The following is a 20,375-nucleotide window of genomic DNA, read 5'->3' as shown; positions in this document are numbered from 1 at the left end:
ATATGATTAAAAATCCTTTGATTTTCGAAAATTTTAAAGAGTCTATTTTTCTAAAATTGAATATTCCCTTTATTAAAATTGCCATCGTAAAAATAATGTCAAAGTAAAAATATATAATTCTTGCATCATTTATTAATATGAAATTGTATTTTTATACAAAAAAATATGCTAGTGAAAATTTTTGGTAGCGCCGTCTTTGGCGTTGAAGCCACCACAATAACTGTAGAAGTAAATATAGATAAAGGTATTGGATATCATCTTGTTGGATTACCAGACAATGCTATTAAAGAAAGTAGTTACCGAATTTCTGCCGCATTAAAAAATAATGGCTACAAGCTCCCAGGTAAAAAAATTACCATAAACATGGCTCCCGCTGATTTACGTAAAGAAGGATCTGCTTACGACCTCACTTTGGCTATTGGGATTTTAACAGCTTCAAATCAAATTAAATCTGAAAAAATTGGCGACTATTTAATCATGGGAGAGCTTTCATTAGATGGAAGTTTACAACCTATAAAAGGTGCTTTACCAATTGCCATTAAAGCAAGTGAAGAAGGATTTAAAGGTTTTATTTTACCAAAACAAAATGCCAAAGAAGCGGCTATAGTTAGTAATTTAGAAGTGTTTGGTGTTGAGAATATTTTAGAGGTTATTCATTTTTTTGATAAAAAAACAGCCTTAGAACGAACCATTATTGATACTCGTACTGAGTTTTATAAAAATTTAGACAATCCTGAATTTGACTTTGCAGATGTTAAGGGACAAGAATCTGTAAAACGCTCTATGGAAATTGCAGCAGCAGGAGGTCATAATATTATTTTAATTGGACCTCCAGGAAGTGGAAAAACAATGTTAAGCAAAAGGCTACCTTCTATTTTACCTCCAATGACTTTACAAGAGGCTCTAGAAACAACAAAAATACATTCAGTTGTTGGAAAAATTAAAGATGCTGGCCTAATGGGGCAACGCCCTTTTCGCGCTCCACATCATACAATTTCTGATGTTGCTTTAGTAGGCGGAGGTCAATACCCTCAACCAGGAGAAATTTCATTATCACATAACGGTGTGTTATTTTTAGATGAATTACCCGAGTTTAAACGTACTGTTTTAGAAGTTATGAGACAACCACTAGAAGATAGAGAAATTACTATTTCTAGAGCACGATTTACAGTAACATATCCTAGTAGTTTTATGTTAGTAGCAAGTATGAATCCCAGCCCTAGCGGTTATTTTAATGATCCTGATGCACCTATAACTTCATCACCAGCTGAAATGCAACGCTATTTAGGTAAAATATCTGGACCTCTTTTAGACAGAATAGATATCCATATTGAAGTAACTCCTGTCCCTTTTGAAAAACTATCCGAAGAACACTTAGCTGAACCAAGCAAAACTATTAGAGAACGCGTTACAAAAGCAAGAGAAATACAATCTGAACGGTTTGTTGATGTAGAAAATACCCATTACAATGCTCAAATGACAGTTAAGCATATTCGTGAATTTTGCAAATTAAACGAAGAAAGTAAGACACTTTTAAAAACTGCTATGGAACGTTTAAATTTATCGGCTAGAGCTTACGACAGAATTTTAAAAGTATCAAGAACAATAGCTGATTTAGATGGTGTTCAAGAAATTTCAACAACTCACATCTCTGAAGCTATTCAATATAGAAGTTTAGATAGAGAGGGCTGGTTGGGGTAAAACAAACCCTTAAACTTTTGTTAAAATTAAATAACCACTTGGAGGTGAGTACTTTCAAATTTGTAACTTTGAAATTAAACAACTTAATCAAACTTTATGAAAAATATACTATTAATACTCCTGTGTGTGTTTGGTATACACTCAAATTTACATGCACAAAACAATCCTTTAATTAACACTCCTTCACTAAGTCCAGATGGTAAGATTATGGCTTTCAACTATATGGGTGATATTTGGACTGTTACTACCTCTGGGGAAAATTTGAAACGATTAACCATACACAATGCTTATGATACAAATCCTATTTGGAGTACAAATGGAAAGGTTATTGCTTTTCAAAGTAATCGGTTTGGAAATAATGATATTTTTACTATCCCTTCAAACGGTGGCACGCCAACTAGAATTACATTTCATTCTGCAAATGATCAAATAACCGATTTTACATCTGAAAATAATATCATTTTTACTACAGTAAGAAATTTCGTTCAAATAGAACGAGAACCCGAAATTCAATCAGTAAGTGCTAATGGAGGAACTCCTTTTCGAATTTTAAACGCTCTGGGGTTTGATGCTAAACTTTCTCCAAATAGAAAATTTATAGCCTTTACACGTGGTACTTGTAGGATTGAACGTGAAGCTTATAAAGGCCCTGCAAATAGAGATATTTGGTTGTACGATATTAAAAACGATAAATATAACCAACTTACTACTTTTAAAGGGCAAGATTTAGCACCAAATTGGGCAAATAATAATACTATTTATTTTCAATCTGCTAGAAGTGGAAAATATAATATTCACAAAATTACAATTGATGATTTAGGTAAAAAAGATGGAACAGTCTCTCAATTAACGTTTTTAAAAGATATGGGGTTGTTTTCATTTAATATAAGTAAAAATGGGCGAGATATTGTATTTGTTTCAGGTGATAAAGTATGGCTCTTAAATGCAATTACAAAAAAAATTACCCCTATTAATATTACAATTAACAGTGATTATCGGCTTGACCCCATTGAAAGAAAGACTTATACATCAGATGCTTCTGAAATGGTAGTATCACCAAATGGAAAATACAGAATAATGGTTATTAGAGGTGAAATTTTTATTGCTGAAAATGATGCTGAAAAAAGTAGAAGTATAAACATCTCTAATTCCGCTTATAAAGATTATGATGTAACTTGGTTAAATAACAGTACTGTAATTTTTGTTTCAGACCGAAATGGAGTTAATAATATTTATGCGGTAACATCAAATGACCCAACTAATAAAAATTTATATACAACATTAAAGCGTACAATAATTCGCCTCACAAATAATAAAGAAGGAAATACGAATCCTGTGCTATCTCCAAATAAAAAACTAATAGCCTATAATCAAGGATATGGAAAATTAATTATTGCTTCAATTTCTAAAGAAGGGAAAATTAGTAATGAAAAAATTTTACTTAACGGTTGGGATACGCCTTCAAATATTGCTTGGTCTCCAGATTCTAAATGGATTACTTACAATTTAAGTGACTTATATTTTAATGAAGAAATTTATATTCATAAAGCTGATAATAGCCAAAAACCTGTAAATATATCAATGCACCCAAAATCAGATATTGGGGCTATTTGGAGTAAAGATGGTTCTAAAATTGCCTTCTCATCTAATAGAAATAATGGCGACCATGATATTTGGTTTGTTTGGTTAAAAAAAGAAGATTGGGAAAAAACACAACAAGACTGGGATGAAATAGCTGATAAAAATAAAGATGAAAAAGAAAGTAAAAAAAAAGATAACAAAACTAAAAACAACGTAAAAGATGTAACTATAGATTTTGAAAATATTTATGAACGTCAGCAACAAGTAACTTCATATACTGGAGGCGAGTATTTAGATGCTATTTCAAAAGACGGAAAAACTTTTTATTATACCACAGGAAATAGCGGTAGGGGTAACCCTGATATTGAATCTGATTTATACCAAATTAATTGGGAAGGGAAAGAGAAAAAGAAACTTACATCAAGTAATTCAAAGCCTGTTGTTGTATCTTTAAATTCTGAAGAAGATTATATTTATTACTTAAGTAAAGGGAAATCTTTCAGAATTAAATTGGCAAGTGACAAAAAAGAAGATTTACCATTTAAAGCTGTTGTAAAAATTAATTACAAAGAAGAGTCCAATCAAATTTTTGAAGAAGCTTGGCAGGTAATTAACAATAGATTTTATGACCCTAACTATCACGGACAAAATTGGCGTAAATTAAAAAACATATACAAACCCTTAGCTTTAAAAGCATCAACTAGAACCGATTTTAAAAATATTTTTAATAAAATGTTGGGGCAAATTAATGCCAGTCACATGGGAATGTATAGAGGTGAAAAAAGAGAAACTGTACAAGAAGAATCTACCGGAATCTTAGGTGTTGAATTTACGCCAAAAAATAAACAGCTTCAAGTTTCAAATGTTACACCAAATACTGCTTCTGATAGAAATATAAGTAAACTTTACAAAGGAGATATTATTACCTCCGTAAATGGAGAAAAAGTTTCCGTTTCAGAAAATATATATAAACACCTAACAAATACCGATAATGAAAAAGTTATTTTAGGCGTTATTTCAAATGGGAAGGAAAAAGAAATAATAATAAGACCCAAATCAAGTTCAAAGACCGATAATTACAATGCTTGGGTAAAAGAACGTAAACGCTTAACAAAAAAGTATTCAAATGGTCGTTTAGGCTACATTCATATTCAAGGAATGAATTGGACAAGTTTTGAACGTTTTGAACGTGAGTTAACCGCTGCAGGATTAGGAAAAGAAGGTATTGTAATTGATGTTCGTTATAATGGAGGTGGATGGACTACAGATTATTTAATGGCCGTTTTAAATGTTAAACAGCACGCGTATACAATTCCTAGAGGAGCCGCACAAGATCTCAAAAAAGAGCATGAGAAATTTAAAAATTATTATCCCTACAGTGAACGGTTGCCATTAGCTGCATTAGTAAAACCTTCAATTGCATTATGCAATCAAAACAGTTACTCCAATGCTGAGATTTTTTCACATGCTTATAAAGAATTAGAAATTGGAAAGTTAATTGGCACACCTACTTTTGGAGCCGTTATATCTACTGGAGGGCATAATTTAATAGATGGTTCTTATGTGAGAGTTCCTTTTAGAGGTTGGTATATAAAATCTTCTGGTAAAAACATGGATTTTACACCTGCTACTCCTGATATTATTATCTATAATAACCTTGATGATAGAGCAAAAGGAAAAGATTCTCAACTAAAAAAAGCTGTAGAAGAATTACTTAAACAAGTATAAAATAAAAAGGGGAATATTCCCCTTTTTTTATAGTTATATTTCCCCTCAATTATTTTAGATACTAATCTTAAATTTGTAATGGAAAAAGAGAAGTATATTTAGAATTAATGGGAAATTGCAATAAAAACCTCACGGTATAGTGAGGTTTTTTTATGCTAAATTTATTAAAGTGGAGAAGATGGGAGTTAAACCCATGACCTCTTCATTCTTATCACCCTTAAAAATCATTCAACAGCACTAATTAGCAATAAAGACGATCTATAAGCAGAAATTAAATCAACTTTCTTGAAGCTTACAATACAAAGTTAAATAAACAATAGGTAGGTTATATTAATTGTTTAGCACATTAATTAATGTGAAATAGGTTTATTTTCATCAAACAATATAAAAAATGCAGTAATTGTATGAATCTTTACGTTTACCCGTTCACGAATAAGGCAAAATGCCTTTGTAATATGAGATTCAACTGTTTTTACAGAAACATTAAGGTGTTCTGAAATTTCTATATTACTCAATCCCTCCTGCTTACTCAATAAGAAAACGTTTTTGCATTTTGGCGGCAAATTATGCACTTCTTTTTGAACCATTATATACAGTTTTTCTAAAACAGAATAATCCTCTTCTACAATAGTATCTAAAGCTTCAATATATTTTTTTTCTAATAAAGTAACCGAGCGGTTCTTCCTGTATTGATCAATATATTCATTATAAACAGATTTGTATAAAAAACTTCGTATTGAAAAATCTTCTATTAGGAATTTTCGCTTTTCCCAAGTTTTTATAAATACATTCTGTACAATATCTTCTGCTAAAGATTTATCATTTATCAAACTATTAGCATAAACACATAATCTGTGATTATAGTAATTTACTAAAAAAGAATACGCCTGTTCATTACCTTTTTTTAAGTGAAAAATTAAATTGGCATTTTCTTCAAAATTACGCTTCATAAACTAAGAATTGTGAATTATTTAATTATTATATGCCAATATTAATAAAAAAAAATGAAATATGTTAGGGTTTTGATAATTAGCCTCGTATTATAAATAATGAAACGCACAAAAAGTGAAGAATTAATTGCAAAATATTTTACAAATTCAATATCTACAGATGAATTGGATTACTTAAGCACATGGATAGAAGAGCAAGATAATAATGAATTGCTAATCTCTAGTGTTAAAACAGACCATGCAATACGCTATAATATGTCCCAATACAATACAAAAAAATCCCATAAACTTTTACTTGACAAAATTAGAAAAGATAAAAGCATTTTATCGAGGTTCAAGATTAAACAAACATTTAAATATGCGGCAATAGCATTATTGTTTTTAAGTACGGGTTATATTATGCACAACTATTTTTTTAATGATAAAAAAAGTGCCCCAGTTGCAATAGATCATAATTCAATAATATTACAATTGGATAATGGCAGCATTAAAGTACTCTCTGAAAATGGTACAGCTAATATTGTAAGTAAAAATGGTGCAATTATTGGCTCCCAAAAAGGAAATCAATTAATATACGATAATGAAGTTGAAGTTGAAAAACTAGTTTATAATACTTTAACTGTTCCTTATGGAAAACGGTTTGAATTAAAATTATCTGAAGGCACACATATTCATTTAAATTCAGGAACATCATTAAAATATCCCGTGAAATTTCTAAAAGGAGAAGACAGGCAAGTTTTTTTAAATGGTGAAGCCTTTTTTGATGTTGCTAAAGACTCTCTTCATCCCTTTATTGTTAATATGAACGACGTTGGAGTTCGGGTGCTTGGCACAAAGTTCAATGCATCTTCCTATCCTGAAAATAATCAAATAAATACCGTATTAGTAGAAGGTATTGTAAGAATATTTAACAATACTAACATTTATAATAAAACAAATTCTATATTATTGAAACCTGGCTACAAAGCATCATGGAATAAACGTGACAATAAAATTTCTATTAATAGAGCAGATATAGCACTACATACTGCTTGGATAAAAGGTAAGATTATGTTTAGACATTTACCTTTTAAGAATATTATAAAAAAATTAGAAAGACAATATGATGTTACAATAATGAATAATAACAAAACATTAGGCAATGAATTTTTTACCGCTAGTTTTGATTCTGAAACCATTGAGCAGGTAATGCAAACATTTCATAAAAATTATGGGATTAATTACTCAATAATAAATAAACAAATAATTATTAACTAACCAAAAACACCAAACAATATGGAATAAAAAATAACTAAATAATTAAAAAATCAAAAAAGACTATCACCCTATTCTTTACTTTTAAAAGCACAATTGTAAGAATAAAAAAACCGGAAAATGCTCTACCACTTTCCGATTTAGGGAATGATTAAAAATTATTAATCACATAATTTATTACAAAAATATGAAAAATCTATTTAAGCAAAAAAGAGATACCTCTTTTCAATTAAAATTCGATTTAAAAATGAAAATTACTACATTATTATTGATAGCATCATTCTTTAACCTTCATGCAAATGATTCTTATGCTCAAAAGACTAAGATTACATTACATATGGAAAATGAAACTATCGAAAATGTTTTAAACAAAATTGAAACACTTAGTGATTTCAAATTTATGTACAACGATCTTGAAGTTGACTATAAAAAGATAATTTCTATTAAAGCTAAAAAAGAACCTATCTCATCCATTTTAAAGAAAATATTTTTCAATACAGATGTTGCTTTTGAAGTCTTTAATAAGCAAATAATTTTAAAAGCAGTTGCAAAAAAAACACTAAACAACACCAATCTAGTAAAGAAAAAGATTGTTCCACAACGAGAAATAACTGGAGTTGTAACTGATGTAAACAACCAACCACTAATGGGTGTTAATATTGCAGTAGAAGGAATGTCTTCTGGCACAATATCAGATTTCGATGGTAATTATAGTATTGATGTAAGTTCAGATGACTCTGTACTTATCTTTACCTATCTTGGTATGAAAAGTGTTCGAGTAATTGCTGGACAAAAATCAATTATAAATGTTGTGATGGAAGAAGATAATCAATCTTTGGATGAAGTTATCATTACAGCTACAGGTCCACGTAGAAGAATTGAAATGGGTAATGCCATTTCTAAATTTAATGTAACAGACGATATTAATGAACGTCCTATTTCCAATATTTCTGATTTACTTCAAGGACAAGCAACAGGTGTTCAAATTAGTAGCAGTGGTGGATCTGTAGGTATGGGTTCTAGAATTCGTATTCGAGGATCAAATAGCGCATCACTTTCCAATAATCCTGTAATTTATGTTGATGGAGTTTTGATTAACAATGAATCAAATTCCATTTCATTTGAAACTGGAGGACAAGCGCCTTCTCGATTAGACGACATCAATCCAGAAGACATTGAAAGTATTGAAGTAATTAAAGGCCCTTCTGCAGCAACCTTATATGGTTCTATTGCAGCCAATGGTGTAATTTTAATTACTACTAAAAAAGGAAAAATAGGTAAAGCAAGATGGAGAGCTTTTATGGAATCTGGTTCAGTAAAAGATATAGCAACCTACCCTAAAAACTATCAAGCTTATGATGCCGCAGGTAATCCTGGTTTCAATTATGAAGCTGCTGATGGTACATTTACACCAAGCAGAGTTGATTCTTTTCAACCTCTTAATGATCCTAGAACCTCTCCTTTCCGAACAGGAAATTCGTATGGTGCTGGAATTAGTGTTTCAGGAGGTAATGAATCCATTACTTACTTTCTTTCTGGTAGTTATAATGATAGTGAAGGTGTACTTCCTATTAATAATATTAGAAGAACTAATTTTAGAGGAAATTTTAGTGCAAAAATTAGCGATAAACTAAAAATAAGTTTAACAACTGGTTATACAAACAGCGATTTACAATTACCTTTAAATGATAATTTTGCACTTGGTTTAATGGGGCAAGGCCTTAACGGTACTTCGTCTATTGACATAAATGATGGTTGGGGTGAATTTACACCAGCCGAACTATTTACTATTGATACACGTCAATTAATTAATCGTTTTACTTCTGGTCTTGAAACTTTATGGAAACCAACCGATAAAATTAACGTACGTATATTTGGTGGGTTAGATTTTAATTCACGTTGGGATAGTCAATTTTTTCCAACAGGTGAAGCACCAGCTTTTCTTAATTATGATCAAGGTGCTCGTTTTTCAAATAGATTTAACGACTTTGTTTATACCCTCGATATCGTAGGTTCATATAAAACTAATTTTTCTGAAGATATAACATCGCGATCTTCAGTAGGTTTTCAATATTTACAAAAACTTTCACAAGGTACCTTTGCTTCAGGTTTTCAATTAGTTGCAGGAAGTAACTCTATTGCTGCGGCAGCAGTAACACAAAGTTCTGAATCAACAATAGAACAGCGTACGGTTGGTATATTCTTTGAAGAGCAAGTAGGGTTCAATGGAAAACTATTTGTTACAGCTGCTGTACGTGCAGATAGAGGAAGCTCTTTTGGAGCCTCATTCAACTCTGTTTTTTATCCTAAAGTAAGTACTTCTTGGTTAGTTTCTGAAGAGGATTTCTTTAATAAAGATAGTGAAAATTGGATTAATTCTCTTAGAGTAAGAGGAGCTTGGGGTGCTTCAGGTGTACAACCTGGAACCAATGATGCCTTGCGCTTTTTCACTCCAATTGCTGCTACTATAGACGGAGTAAGCGTTACTGGTGTAACACTTGGAGGTGTTGGAAATGCCGATTTAAAACCTGAGCGTTCAAGTGAATTAGAATTTGGTTTTGATGCTAAATTTTTAGCTAATCGTATTGGCTTAGAATTCACCTATTTTAATAAACAAACTGAAGATGCTTTAATATTCAGACAATTACCTTTATCTCTCGGAGTTGGTAATGGTCGATTTGAAAATTTAGGTTCTGTTCAAAATACGGGTATTGAAATAGCATTAAACACCAGTATTATTGATAAAGAAGAATTCTATTTTGACTTAAACTTTATAGGTTCTTTTACAAACAATGAGCTTAAAGTACTTGGAGATGGAATTCAACCTGTAATTTTTGGAGTTCAAAGACATACAGAAGGTTATCCATTAGGAGGTTATTGGGATGAAACATATACCTACAGTGATGCAAATGGTGATGGCCTTATAAGTCAAAGTGAGGTTACAGTTGGTGAAACAGAATATTTAGGTACTCCATTTGCGACTACTGACATTTCACTTATTCCAAAAGTTGGTTTATTTAATAACCGTCTTGTTCTAAAAAGTCTTTTAAATTACAAAGGAGGTCAAAAGCTTTATAATAATACAGGAGCTTGGAGAAACGGTAACGGTAACACTCAGGAATTAAATGACCCTAATGCATCTTTAGCTGGTCAAGCACGTGCAGTAGCTTCTAAATTTTTTGGTACAAATGCTGGATATATTGAAGATGCCTCATTCTGGAGATTACGTGAAATATCTATTACTTACAATGCTCCAAATACTTTTGCAAGTAAACTTGGATTTGATAGTGTAAGTCTAACAATATCTGGTCAAAACCTTGGATTGTGGACTAATTACTCAGGACTTGATCCCGAAATTAGCTCTACTGGTCAATCAAATTTCACATCTCAGGAGTTTCTAAGTCAGCCGCCATTACGTTCATTCAAAGCTCGTTTGAATTTTACATTTTAAAAATAATTATTCTAACAATAATAACGATATACTTGAATTATGAAAAATTTAGAGAAAAATAAAAAAGGAAGTCTCCGTTGGTTAGTTTTAACCAGCCTATCTATACTTCTAACCTTTGGAATGATATCGTGTGATTCTATGGTTGAAGTTGTTGATCCAGATATTGTGACTCCAGAATCCTTAAACAGTGAGACTGGTATTCAAACACTTAAAGCCGGATCATTAGGTGATCTTTCTATTGCTATCAGTGGTGCTGCCGCTGGACATGGTGCAACTACAGGCCTAATAGTAATGAGTGGCTTAATGTCTGATGAGTATGATTACTCTGGAACATTCCCAACGCGTCGTGAAGGAGACACAAGGATTCTTCAAAACACAAATGGCGATATAACTCGTATTTATGGTAACCTACACAAGGCAAGAGCTGGTGCAGAAGCTACTGTAGATTTAGCTGTTAATTTTGGTGGTCTTTCAGATGTTGAAAGTGAAATGCAAAGTATTATAGGGTATTCCTATATTTTGTTTGCAGAAACGTTTTGTGGAGCTGTCCCATTTAGTAAAGTTCCTTCCGATGGTGGTGACATAATATATGGTATGCCATTATCTACCGAGCAAATGTTTACCGATGCCATTACTTGGTTTGATCAGGCTCTTGCAAATAGTAGTGGTAACGCTAAGTTAACCAATTTAGCAAGCGTAGGAAAAGCCCGTGCATTACTGGGATTAGGGCAAATTAATGCTGCTGCAAATGAAGTAGCATCGGTTCCTGACGATTTTGTATATAATATTGAGCATTCTGAAAATAGTAAAAGACAAGAAAACGGAATATACATTATGAGTACCGTTCGTCGCCAATTTTCAATAGCAGATGGTAAAGGTGGAAATGGATTAATGTATCGCTCTTCAGGAGATCCAAGAACACCATGGAATGGAGGCACAGTATATGGTCAAGATGATATCACCCTCTATTACAATCAATTAAAATACACGTCATCAAATGCTCCTGTGGCATTAGCCTCTGGAATTGAAGCCAGATTAATTGAAGCTGAAGCAGCTGCAAATTCTGATGACGTATCCAGTGTACAAACTATTCATAATGCACTTAGAGCAACCTTAAGTCTACCTCCATTAGATTTAACCGGTTTAACTGGAGATGCCCTTATGCTAGCGCACATGAAAGAACGTGCCTATTGGCTTTTCAGTACAGGCCATAGACATGGTGACTTGAACCGATTGGTTGATATATATGGAATGCCTCCATCTAGTGTATTCCCTTGGGGGTCATACTTTAAAGGTGGTGAATACAGCTCAACTTTAAGGTTTCCTGTTCCTCAATCTGAGTCTAACAATCCTAATTACGTTGAATGCCTATAAAGGTTTTAAAAAAATACTTTTAATTCAAAAAAGAGGCTTAAAGTAAGCCTCTTTTTCTATTTGAAACATCATTTAATTTTATAAATTGCATTCAATATAATTTTAACTATGGTCAAACCAATTCAAATTTCAAACACATTAAGCTTAAAACGTTTTTCCTTCTTATCCTTTTTGTTTTTTCTATCAGGAGCGGCAGGTTTAATTTTACAAGTTGTTTGGATGTATCGTTTAGGGTTAATTTTTGGAAATTCATCTTACGCAACCTCAGCAACATTAGCTGCCTTCTTTCTCGGTTTAGCAATTGGAGGATGGTTTTTAGGAAATGCTTCATCTAAATTTAAGCGTCCTCTTTCTGCTTATGGCTTTGTTGAAATTGGAATAGCCTTAACCGCGCTACTATTAATTCCAGGTATAGCCTTTTATGAAACTCACTATGCCTCTATAGTCACATTTATTGATGGAGATCGAAATTTACTTACATTTTTTAAATTTATTTTTAGTATTGTATTACTACTTTTTCCAACGGTACTTATGGGAGGTACTTTTCCTATTTTAGCTCAGTATATAGGTAAAGAGAAACACCAACTTGCCAGCAAAGGAACTTTTTTATATGCTGTAAATACTTTAGGAGCAGCAAGTGGAGCTTTTTTTGCCGGTTTTTTTCTACTTTCAAAATTTGGTGTAAATTCTACATACTACTTTGCTATAATTTTAGTTGGCAGTATTGGTGTAATTGCAATAATTATAGATAGGCTTACTGTACGTAACAAAAGAACATCTTCAATTACTGAAAAATTGGGTACTACTACATCTATAAAGAAGTTAGTAAACATTCCCAGCCCTTATAATATTAACTATGTGCAATTTTTAATATTAACCTTTTCTTCTGGTTTATTAGCACTTTCAGCAGAGACTATTTGGACTAGAATGTTTGCTCAAGTTTTACAAAATTCAATTTATTCTTTCTCAGCAATATTAGTAGTGTTTCTTTTTGCTTTAGGATTTGGAGGATTATTATCCCATAAGCTCGTAAAAACATCATTAAAACCAAAATCTGTATTATTAATTCTTCTTTCAATAGGTGCAATAGCCGTTGGTACTACTCCTCTTATCTTCTATTACTTAACAAACGGTTTGGAATACCTCGCTCCTACTGCTTCTTGGTTTAACTACCTCTTATCAGTATTTAAACTAAGTTTTCTCGTCGTATTTTTTCCAACCGTTATTATTGGAGCTATTTTCCCTTTTTTGCTAAAAGCTGCACCCATACTAGATCAAGCTCCTGGTAAATTTGTAGGTAAATTAGTTTTGTTTAATTCAATTGGAAGTACCATTGGTCCTGTTATTGCAGGTTTTATTTTACTAGATGCTATTGGCATATCTATGAGCATTAAAACTGTGGCACTATTCTATGGAGTTATAGCTCTATATATAGCATTTACTTTTAATACCAAAAGGTTAAAATGCTGGTTATTTTTACCTATTGTAAGTATTATTGCTATAGTTACATTAACTAGCCCTCCTATTGTTAGACTAGAAAAAGGAGAAAAAATATTGAAACTGTGGCAATCTAGTGATGGAATTGTTTCTATTGTAGAGACAAATAAAAATATACAGATGCGATTAGATAATTTTTATGTACTTGGAGATTCAAAATCTATTTTGGTTGAACAAATGCAAGGTTATATCCCACTTTTAATACATCCCTCTCCTAAAAATATATTATTTTTAGGAATGGGTACTGGAATAACTGCTGGAGCTTCATTAAGTCACAATGTAGAAAGAGTTGTTGTTGTTGAATTAGTTTCTAATGTTATACCTGCTGCAAAGCACTATTTTTCGCCTTGGACCAATAATCTTTTTAATGACAACCGAGTTGAAATAATTGAGGACGATGCTCGTAATTTTTTACTTGGATCTACTGAGAAATTCGATGTTATTATTGGAGATCTTTTTACACCCTGGCATGCAGGAACAGGAAGTCTTTATACTATTGAGCATTTTCGTCAAGCCAAAGCACATCTTAAAAAGAAAGGTGTTTTTGCTCAATGGCTTCCCTTATATCAACTTACACCTGAGAGCTTTGAAATTATTTGCAAAACATTTGCTGCCGTTTTTCCTGAGGTTACCTTATGGCGTGGTGATTTTTCTGAATCTCGTGCTAGCATTGCTCTAATAGGTCATGAAAAAGGTATCAAGTTAAATCAAGAAGTACTTAAAAAAAATATATCAAACGTTATTAGTTCTGTTGGAAATACAGACAACTCAACTAATCATATGATGGGTCTTTTTTACCTCGGAAACTTAAATGCGTTAAAAAACCGCTTTTCAAATGCTACTATTAACAATGATAACTTTAGAACTGTAGAATTTAAAGCCCCCATTTTATCACAGCAAGCTAATGCAGGAAAAGACACCTATATTATTAAACAAGAATTATATAAGCTCTTTACCACATTAAATACAACACTACCCGCAAACAAAGATCCTTACCTCTCTAATTTACCACAACGTGAAATTAAATATGTTGAAATTGGACTGAAATACTTTCGGTATCTACAATTTATTAATAAAGGAAAAGAAAATGAAGCTAATACCATTCTTTCACAAATTCACCTTTTGGATCCTGATTTTTTAAAAACAAAAGAAGAAACTCCGTAAACTATTTCAAAAACGAATATCAATTTTGGCAGTAGGAAAAAGAGAAGTATATTTAGAATTAATGGGAAATTGCAATAAGAGGCTGTCTGAAAAGCAATTATACTTGTCATTTTGAACAAAGTGAAAAATCTCAACATCTTGATATATAAGTGTTTAATTTCAAGGAGATTCTTCATTTACATTCAGAATGACACTTTTTAGACAGCCTCTTTTATGCTAAATTTATTAAAGTGGAGAAGATGGGAGTCGAACCCACGACCTCTTGACTGCCAGTCAAGCGCTCTAGCCAACTGAGCTACATCCCCAGTTAATTTTATAAATTTCCTTTTAAAATTAATAAAGGAACTCTACTTTCAAAATCTACTTTTTTAATGCTATTTTGCTCCCAAAGTTTTGCAAAAAATCCTCGTTTACGTCTTATTACACAAATCATATCTGGATTAACTTCTATTAAATGCTCTAAAACTCCTTGAAAAACTGTGGCATTTTCACTATTAACAATAGTATCTGCTATTTCTGTAAAATCTGGATCTAATAAATTATCTTCAACTGAGTTATGAGGTGTAACTACATGTAATAAATTTACTTTCGCTTTAAATATTTTTACAAAATCTTTTAAAGGTTCTAAAACATTTGACTTTTTAAGTAACCCTGAACGTATACTCAATAAAATATTATTAATAGATTTAAATTTATATCCTTTTGGTATAATTAACATCGGTAATTCAGTTTGTTTTACTAATCCGCCAGTTATTCTTCCTAGATAAACAGATGAATCAGCCGCGCTATTTTTTGCTGATGCAATTATTAAATCAACGTTTAAAAGTGTAGCAACTCTATTAATACTGTCAACAATCTGGCCCTTAACTGTTTTTGAAATAATTTCAATTCCTTTTTTATCAACATTTGCTAAAACATGAGCTAATTCTTCTTTACTATCTCTTTCTAAAAGTTCATTCATGTTTTTTAATACACCCGCAACTTTAGTAGCTCCAAAAACTTGAATCACATAAATTTTAGCATTAACTTTTGAAGCAAAATCTATAGCATACTGTAATGTGTAAATTGCTTTTTCAGAATCGCCTAAAGGAACTAGTATTGATTTCATAAAAATAAGTATTAAATTAATTTTTCAAAACAAATATAAAAAAAGCTTTATAGCAATTGCTATAAAGCTTTAAAATATTATTATTTTAATTAATACCTGTAATAATCTGGTTTAAAAGGCCCTTCAACTTTAACTCCAATATAAGCTGCTTGATCTTCACGCAATGTTTCCAATTCAACCCCTATTTTAGCTAAATGTAAACGGGCTACTTTTTCATCTAAGTGTTTTGGCAACATATAAACCTTATTTTCATAAGCTTCTCTATTATTCCATAATTCTAACTGAGCTAACGTTTGGTTTGTAAAAGAGTTACTCATTACAAAACTAGGATGTCCTGTAGCACAACCTAAATTAACCAATCGTCCTTCTGCCAAAATAATAATTTCTTTATCTCCAATAGTATATTTATCAACTTGCGGTTTTATTTCAACTTTGGTACTTCCATAATTTTCGTTCAACCAAGCCATATCTAACTCATTATCAAAATGTCCAATATTACAAACAATGGTTTTATCTTTCATTTTCTCAAAATGTTGTGCCTGAACAATATCTTTATTTCCGGTAGTTGTAATAACAATATCAGCATTGCCAACAACACTGTCTAATTTTTTTACCTCAAAACCATCCATTGCAGCTTGTAAAGCACAAATTGGATCTATTTCTGTAACGGTTACAATAGCTCCTGTTCCTTTAAACGATGCAGCAGTACCTTTTCCAACATCTCCATAGCCACAAACTATAACTCTTTTTCCTGCCAGCATAATATCAGTAGCTCTTCTAATTGCATCAACAGCACTTTCTCTACATCCATATTTATTATCAAATTTAGATTTCGTAACAGAATCATTTACATTAATGGCTGGAATTGGCAATGTTCCTGCAATTACTCTATCGTATAAACGATGAACTCCTGTTGTGGTTTCTTCTGATAATCCATTAATTCCTTTAGCTAATTCTGGATATTTATCAAGTACCATATTGGTTAAATCTCCTCCATCATCTAAAATTAAATTTAAAGGTTTTTTATCTTCTCCAAAAAATAATGTTTGTTCAATACACCAATCAAATTCTTCTTCATTCATTCCTTTCCAAGCATAAACTGAAACTCCAGTAGCTGCAATTGCCGCAGCGGCCTGATCTTGTGTAGAAAATATATTACATGAACTCCACGTAACCTCAGCACCTAAATCAACTAAGGTTTCAATTAAAACAGCCGTTTGAATTGTCATATGTAAACAACCTGCTATTCTCGCTCCTTTTAAAGGTTTCTTTCCTTTATATTCTTCTCTTAAACTCATTAAACCTGGCATTTCAGCTTCAGCTAATTGAATTTCTTTACGACCCCAATCTGCTAGATTTATATCTTTTACTTTATATTTTACGTAAGTTGATGTTTCTGTACTCATATTTATTAAATTTGTCTTTTATTTAAAACCAACTAAAAATTAGTTTGTAGATTTTGCAAAAGTACAAAATACCTTTGATATTTTAAATGCCTTTATTCAAAACCATTAAACCAAATAATTATTCTTCAATATTCATCTGGAAAATTGAAGAATCTTTTGATGAATTACTACAAAATGTTGATTTAACGAATAATAGCAAAGAAAGATTATTTTCTATGAAATCTGAATTGCACCAACGCGGATTTTTAAGTGTACGTCATTTACTAAAAGAAGCAGGATATTCAGACTTTGATTTATATTATAATGGAAATGGCAAACCTCATTTAACTGACAATAAATATATTTCCATAACACATTCTTTTATTTTTTCAGCCATTATTATTAGTGATAGAGAGGTTGGAATTGATATTGAAAAAAATAGAGAAAAAATAAAAATTATTCAACATAAATTTGTCAATTTTGAACGAGGGTTTATTCATAAAGATGATGATTATATTGTACAATTAACTGTAATTTGGGGAGCTAAAGAATCTCTTTATAAAATTTATCCTCACGGAGGTTTAACTTTCAAAAATGATATTGACATAAATTCATTTCAAATTTCTGATAAAAAAACTACAGGCTGTATTAAAGTGAAAGATTGGAACAAAAAATATGATATTCGCTTTGAACAATTTGAAAATTTTACCCTTGTTTATGCTTTAGAACCCTGTAAAAATGACTAACGCTATTTTAACGCACATACAAAAGGCGTCAAAGAAAGGTGAAAAAATATTAGCCGTTCTATTAGATCCTGATAAATCTTCTGTGCAGGAAATTCCTTCAATCTTAAAAAGAATAGAAAAGTTAAATGCGCATTTTATATTTGTTGGAGGAAGTTTTGTGGAAAATGGAACTACAGATTTATTTGTAAAAAAATTAAAAAACTATACTGAAATACCTATTGTTTTATTCCCTGGTGATTATTCCCAAGTATCCAACAGCGCTGATGCTTTATTATTTTTATCGTTGCTTTCAGGTAGAAATCCTGAATACTTAATTGAACAACAAATAAAAGCAGTTCCATATCTAATAAATTCATCTTTAGAAATTATACCTACTGGTTATATTTTAATTGATGGAGGCACTCATTCATCTGTATTAAAAATTAGTAATACAACACCTATTTCTCAAAAAAATACCGAATTGGTTATTGCAACAGCAGTTGCAGGAATGTACAAAGGAAAACAATTAATATATTTAGAAGCTGGAAGTGGAGCAAAAAATCCTGTAAATTCAACTTTAATTAAAAAAGTAAAGCATCAAATTTCTATTCCGTTAATTGTAGGTGGAGGAATAAAATCTATTCAACAAATAAAAATGGCTTTTAATAGTGGTGCAGATATTGTTGTTGTTGGGAATGCTTTTGAAGACAACTTATTATGAATGATTTAATTAACTTTTTTACTGAGCCCTACCAAACTGCAAGTGCTTTGAATATTTCATTAGAATTTATTGCTGCTCTATTTGGTGTAATTAGTGTTTTTTATGCAAAAAAAGAAAATATTTTAGTTTTCCCTACAGGAATTATTAGTACAGCCATATATGTTTATCTACTTTCCCAATGGAACCTCTATGGAGACTTAATTATTAATATTTATTACACTGTAATGAGTTTGTACGGATGGTATATGTGGAGTAAAATAATAGATAATAAACAGCATCACATACCCATATCTAGAACTAACAAAACTGACAAAATAAAAGTATTTGGTATTTTTGCTTTTACATCTATTTTTGTGATAGTTGTTTACAGGTATTACAACGTAATGCCAAACAATTTAGGTTTTAGTGATAGTATTAATTACGCCATTACAAAACTTACTTCGGGAAATTTAACTAACTTTAGGCAGGGAACACCTTATTTGGATACTTTTACCACTGGAATATTTTTTGCCGCAATGTGGCTAATGGCAAACAAAAAAATAGAAAATTGGATACTGTGGATTGCTGGTAATATTGCTTCTATTCCATTATATTTTGTAAAAGGATATGGTTTTACAGGAATTCAATACAGCATATTTTTAATTTTAGCAATACAAGGATATTTTACATGGAAGAAAAACTTAAACAACAAAAAACAAACATTATAAAGGTTGTACTTTTTGGGCCAGAAAGCACTGGAAAAACAACACTTTCTAAACAATTAGCTAGGCATTACAATACCGTTTGGGCTCCTGAATTTGCTCGTGAATACTTACAAAATAAGTGGAATAATGAACGTAAAACATGTCAAAATTCAGATTTACTGCCTATAGCCAGGGGTCAAATGAAATTAGAAAATGATTTGGCTCAAAAAGCCGATAAAGTGCTAATTTGTGATACTGATTTATTAGAAACCAAAGTGTATTCAGAAGAGTATTACGGAGGTTATGTGAATCCTGAATTAGAAAAAGCTGCAATACATAATACTTACGACTTGTATTTGCTCACTTATATTGATACGCCTTGGGAAAAAGATGATTTAAGAGATCGCCCCGAACTTCGTTTAGAAATGTTTAAGGCCTTTGAAGGTACTTTAAAAAAATATGAGAGACCGTATATTTTATTAAAAGGAGATAAAAAAACTAGATTTGAAAAAGCTGTTAAAAAAATTGATGGAATATTAAATTCAAAACAAAATTTACAAAGTTTTTCAGATAATTTAACTGATTTAGATTTACATTTTATACATCAACAAAATGACGATTTTAATAATCTAGGATAAATGGATAATGAAAAAATTATAAAAGAACTTAAATTTAAAGCCAATAGAAGCAGTGGGGCTGGAGGGCAACACGTAAACAAAGTTTCTTCAAAAATTGAACTATCTTTTGATATACAAAACTCCTCTGAACTTACCAATGAAGAAAAAGAATTATTATTAAAAAACTTAAAACCCAGACTTACGAAAGAAAATGTTTTACTGTTACAATGTGATGAAAGCCGAAGTCAGCACAAAAATAAAGAAATTATTATAAAACGTTTTTTACAACTCATTACAAAAGGGTTGAAAGTTCCAAGAAAAAGGAAGCCAACAAAACCTACCAAATCAAGTATTAAAAAACGTTTAGAAAAAAAGAAAAAACAAGCATACAAGAAAGTTCTTAGAAATAAACCTAAAATATTGTAGTAATTTTCTT

At 31.1% G+C, this 20,375-nt stretch carries 14 protein-coding genes and 1 tRNA gene; 11 read left to right on the top strand and 4 right to left on the bottom strand.

Annotated elements, in window-relative coordinates:
- Positions 1 to 165: 165 nt before the first annotated feature.
- Positions 166 to 1,701, top strand: a complete 1,536-nt coding sequence (locus Lupro_RS10645; protein WP_068209932.1) for a YifB family Mg chelatase-like AAA ATPase — start codon at positions 166 to 168, stop codon at positions 1,699 to 1,701.
- A gap of 96 nt (positions 1,702 to 1,797) precedes the next feature.
- Positions 1,798 to 5,010: a S41 family peptidase gene (locus Lupro_RS10640; RefSeq protein ID WP_068209929.1), complete on the top strand. Its 3,213-nt coding sequence runs from the start codon at positions 1,798 to 1,800 to the stop codon at positions 5,008 to 5,010.
- A 350-nt stretch (positions 5,011 to 5,360) separates the two neighbouring features.
- On the opposite strand, the gene Lupro_RS10635 is transcribed toward Lupro_RS10640, so the two are convergent.
- A complete protein-coding gene (locus Lupro_RS10635) occupies positions 5,361 to 5,960 on the bottom strand; it encodes an RNA polymerase sigma factor (RefSeq protein ID WP_068209926.1) in 600 nt (199 codons plus the stop codon).
- A 99-nt stretch (positions 5,961 to 6,059) separates the two neighbouring features.
- Between Lupro_RS10635 and Lupro_RS10630 the strand changes: the two genes are divergently transcribed.
- From Lupro_RS10630 to Lupro_RS10615, 4 genes are all read left to right on the top strand, one after another.
- The gene (locus Lupro_RS10630) at positions 6,060 to 7,217 is read left to right on the top strand and encodes a FecR family protein (protein WP_068209923.1); all 1,158 of its coding nucleotides are present in this window, start codon (positions 6,060 to 6,062) and stop codon (positions 7,215 to 7,217) included.
- A 184-nt stretch (positions 7,218 to 7,401) separates the two neighbouring features.
- Positions 7,402 to 10,665 carry a SusC/RagA family TonB-linked outer membrane protein gene (locus Lupro_RS10625; RefSeq protein ID WP_068209919.1) on the top strand — a complete coding sequence of 1,088 codons (3,264 nt, stop codon included), beginning with the start codon at positions 7,402 to 7,404 and terminating at the stop codon, positions 10,663 to 10,665.
- Positions 10,666 to 10,704: 39 nt separating this feature from the next.
- A complete protein-coding gene (locus Lupro_RS10620) occupies positions 10,705 to 12,039 on the top strand; it encodes a RagB/SusD family nutrient uptake outer membrane protein (protein ID WP_144439139.1) in 1,335 nt (444 codons plus the stop codon).
- A gap of 108 nt (positions 12,040 to 12,147) precedes the next feature.
- Positions 12,148 to 14,700 (top strand): fused MFS/spermidine synthase, encoded by a 2,553-nt coding sequence (locus Lupro_RS10615; protein WP_068209913.1) that lies wholly within the window; start codon positions 12,148 to 12,150, stop codon positions 14,698 to 14,700.
- Positions 14,701 to 14,931: 231 nt separating this feature from the next.
- Here Lupro_RS10615 and Lupro_RS10610 read toward each other — a convergent pair.
- The 3 genes from Lupro_RS10610 to ahcY all read right to left on the bottom strand — a co-directional run bounded on the left by Lupro_RS10610 (position 14,932) and on the right by ahcY (position 17,214).
- Positions 14,932 to 15,005, bottom strand: a tRNA-Ala gene (locus tag Lupro_RS10610).
- Between the two features lie 8 nt (positions 15,006 to 15,013).
- Positions 15,014 to 15,808: a universal stress protein gene (locus Lupro_RS10605; RefSeq protein WP_068209910.1), complete on the bottom strand. Its 795-nt coding sequence runs from the start codon at positions 15,806 to 15,808 to the stop codon at positions 15,014 to 15,016.
- An 89-nt stretch (positions 15,809 to 15,897) separates the two neighbouring features.
- Positions 15,898 to 17,214: an adenosylhomocysteinase gene (gene ahcY / locus Lupro_RS10600; protein ID WP_068209907.1), complete on the bottom strand. Its 1,317-nt coding sequence runs from the start codon at positions 17,212 to 17,214 to the stop codon at positions 15,898 to 15,900.
- A gap of 86 nt (positions 17,215 to 17,300) precedes the next feature.
- Between ahcY and Lupro_RS10595 the strand changes: the two genes are divergently transcribed.
- The 5 genes from Lupro_RS10595 to arfB are packed head-to-tail and all read left to right on the top strand — an operon-like array spanning position 17,301 to position 20,365.
- On the top strand, positions 17,301 to 17,939 hold the full coding sequence (locus Lupro_RS10595) for a 4'-phosphopantetheinyl transferase family protein (RefSeq protein WP_068209904.1): 639 nt from the start codon (positions 17,301 to 17,303) through the stop codon (positions 17,937 to 17,939).
- Positions 17,932 to 18,639 carry a phosphoglycerol geranylgeranyltransferase gene (locus tag Lupro_RS10590; protein ID WP_068209901.1) on the top strand — a complete coding sequence of 236 codons (708 nt, stop codon included), beginning with the start codon at positions 17,932 to 17,934 and terminating at the stop codon, positions 18,637 to 18,639. Before Lupro_RS10595 ends, Lupro_RS10590 begins: the two co-directional genes overlap by 8 nt.
- Complete coding sequence (gene pnuC, locus Lupro_RS10585; RefSeq protein WP_068209898.1) at positions 18,636 to 19,346, top strand: nicotinamide riboside transporter PnuC; 711 nt, start codon at positions 18,636 to 18,638, stop codon at positions 19,344 to 19,346. The genes Lupro_RS10590 and pnuC overlap by 4 nt, the downstream gene beginning before the upstream one ends.
- Positions 19,307 to 19,960, top strand: a complete 654-nt coding sequence (locus Lupro_RS10580; protein WP_068209895.1) for an AAA family ATPase — start codon at positions 19,307 to 19,309, stop codon at positions 19,958 to 19,960. Before pnuC ends, Lupro_RS10580 begins: the two co-directional genes overlap by 40 nt.
- Positions 19,961 to 20,365 carry an alternative ribosome rescue aminoacyl-tRNA hydrolase ArfB gene (gene arfB, locus Lupro_RS10575; protein ID WP_068209893.1) on the top strand — a complete coding sequence of 135 codons (405 nt, stop codon included), beginning with the start codon at positions 19,961 to 19,963 and terminating at the stop codon, positions 20,363 to 20,365.
- Positions 20,366 to 20,375 lie beyond the last annotated feature (10 nt).

Origin of the sequence: Lutibacter profundi, from assembly GCF_001543325.1 — a bacterium.
Classification (GTDB): domain Bacteria; phylum Bacteroidota; class Bacteroidia; order Flavobacteriales; family Flavobacteriaceae; genus Lutibacter; species Lutibacter profundi.
This window is presented reverse-complemented; position numbering and strand designations above follow the sequence as displayed.

Excerpts from the sequence above, each read along its gene's own strand:
- Lupro_RS10645 (WP_068209932.1), top strand. The coding sequence starts at position 166 with ATGCTAGTGAAAATTTTTGGTAGCGCCGTCTTTGGCGTTGAAGCCACC.
- Lupro_RS10640 (WP_068209929.1), top strand. The coding sequence starts at position 1,798 with ATGAAAAATATACTATTAATACTCCTGTGTGTGTTTGGTATACACTCA.
- Lupro_RS10635 (WP_068209926.1), bottom strand. The coding sequence starts at position 5,960 with ATGAAGCGTAATTTTGAAGAAAATGCCAATTTAATTTTTCACTTAAAA.
- Lupro_RS10630 (WP_068209923.1), top strand. The coding sequence starts at position 6,060 with ATGAAACGCACAAAAAGTGAAGAATTAATTGCAAAATATTTTACAAAT.
- Lupro_RS10625 (WP_068209919.1), top strand. The coding sequence starts at position 7,402 with ATGAAAAATCTATTTAAGCAAAAAAGAGATACCTCTTTTCAATTAAAA.
- Lupro_RS10620 (WP_144439139.1), top strand. The coding sequence starts at position 10,705 with ATGAAAAATTTAGAGAAAAATAAAAAAGGAAGTCTCCGTTGGTTAGTT.
- Lupro_RS10615 (WP_068209913.1), top strand. The coding sequence starts at position 12,148 with ATGGTCAAACCAATTCAAATTTCAAACACATTAAGCTTAAAACGTTTT.
- Lupro_RS10605 (WP_068209910.1), bottom strand. The coding sequence starts at position 15,808 with ATGAAATCAATACTAGTTCCTTTAGGCGATTCTGAAAAAGCAATTTAC.
- ahcY (WP_068209907.1), bottom strand. The coding sequence starts at position 17,214 with ATGAGTACAGAAACATCAACTTACGTAAAATATAAAGTAAAAGATATA.
- Lupro_RS10595 (WP_068209904.1), top strand. The coding sequence starts at position 17,301 with ATGCCTTTATTCAAAACCATTAAACCAAATAATTATTCTTCAATATTC.
- Lupro_RS10590 (WP_068209901.1), top strand. The coding sequence starts at position 17,932 with ATGACTAACGCTATTTTAACGCACATACAAAAGGCGTCAAAGAAAGGT.
- pnuC (WP_068209898.1), top strand. The coding sequence starts at position 18,636 with ATGAATGATTTAATTAACTTTTTTACTGAGCCCTACCAAACTGCAAGT.
- Lupro_RS10580 (WP_068209895.1), top strand. The coding sequence starts at position 19,307 with ATGGAAGAAAAACTTAAACAACAAAAAACAAACATTATAAAGGTTGTA.
- arfB (WP_068209893.1), top strand. The coding sequence starts at position 19,961 with ATGGATAATGAAAAAATTATAAAAGAACTTAAATTTAAAGCCAATAGA.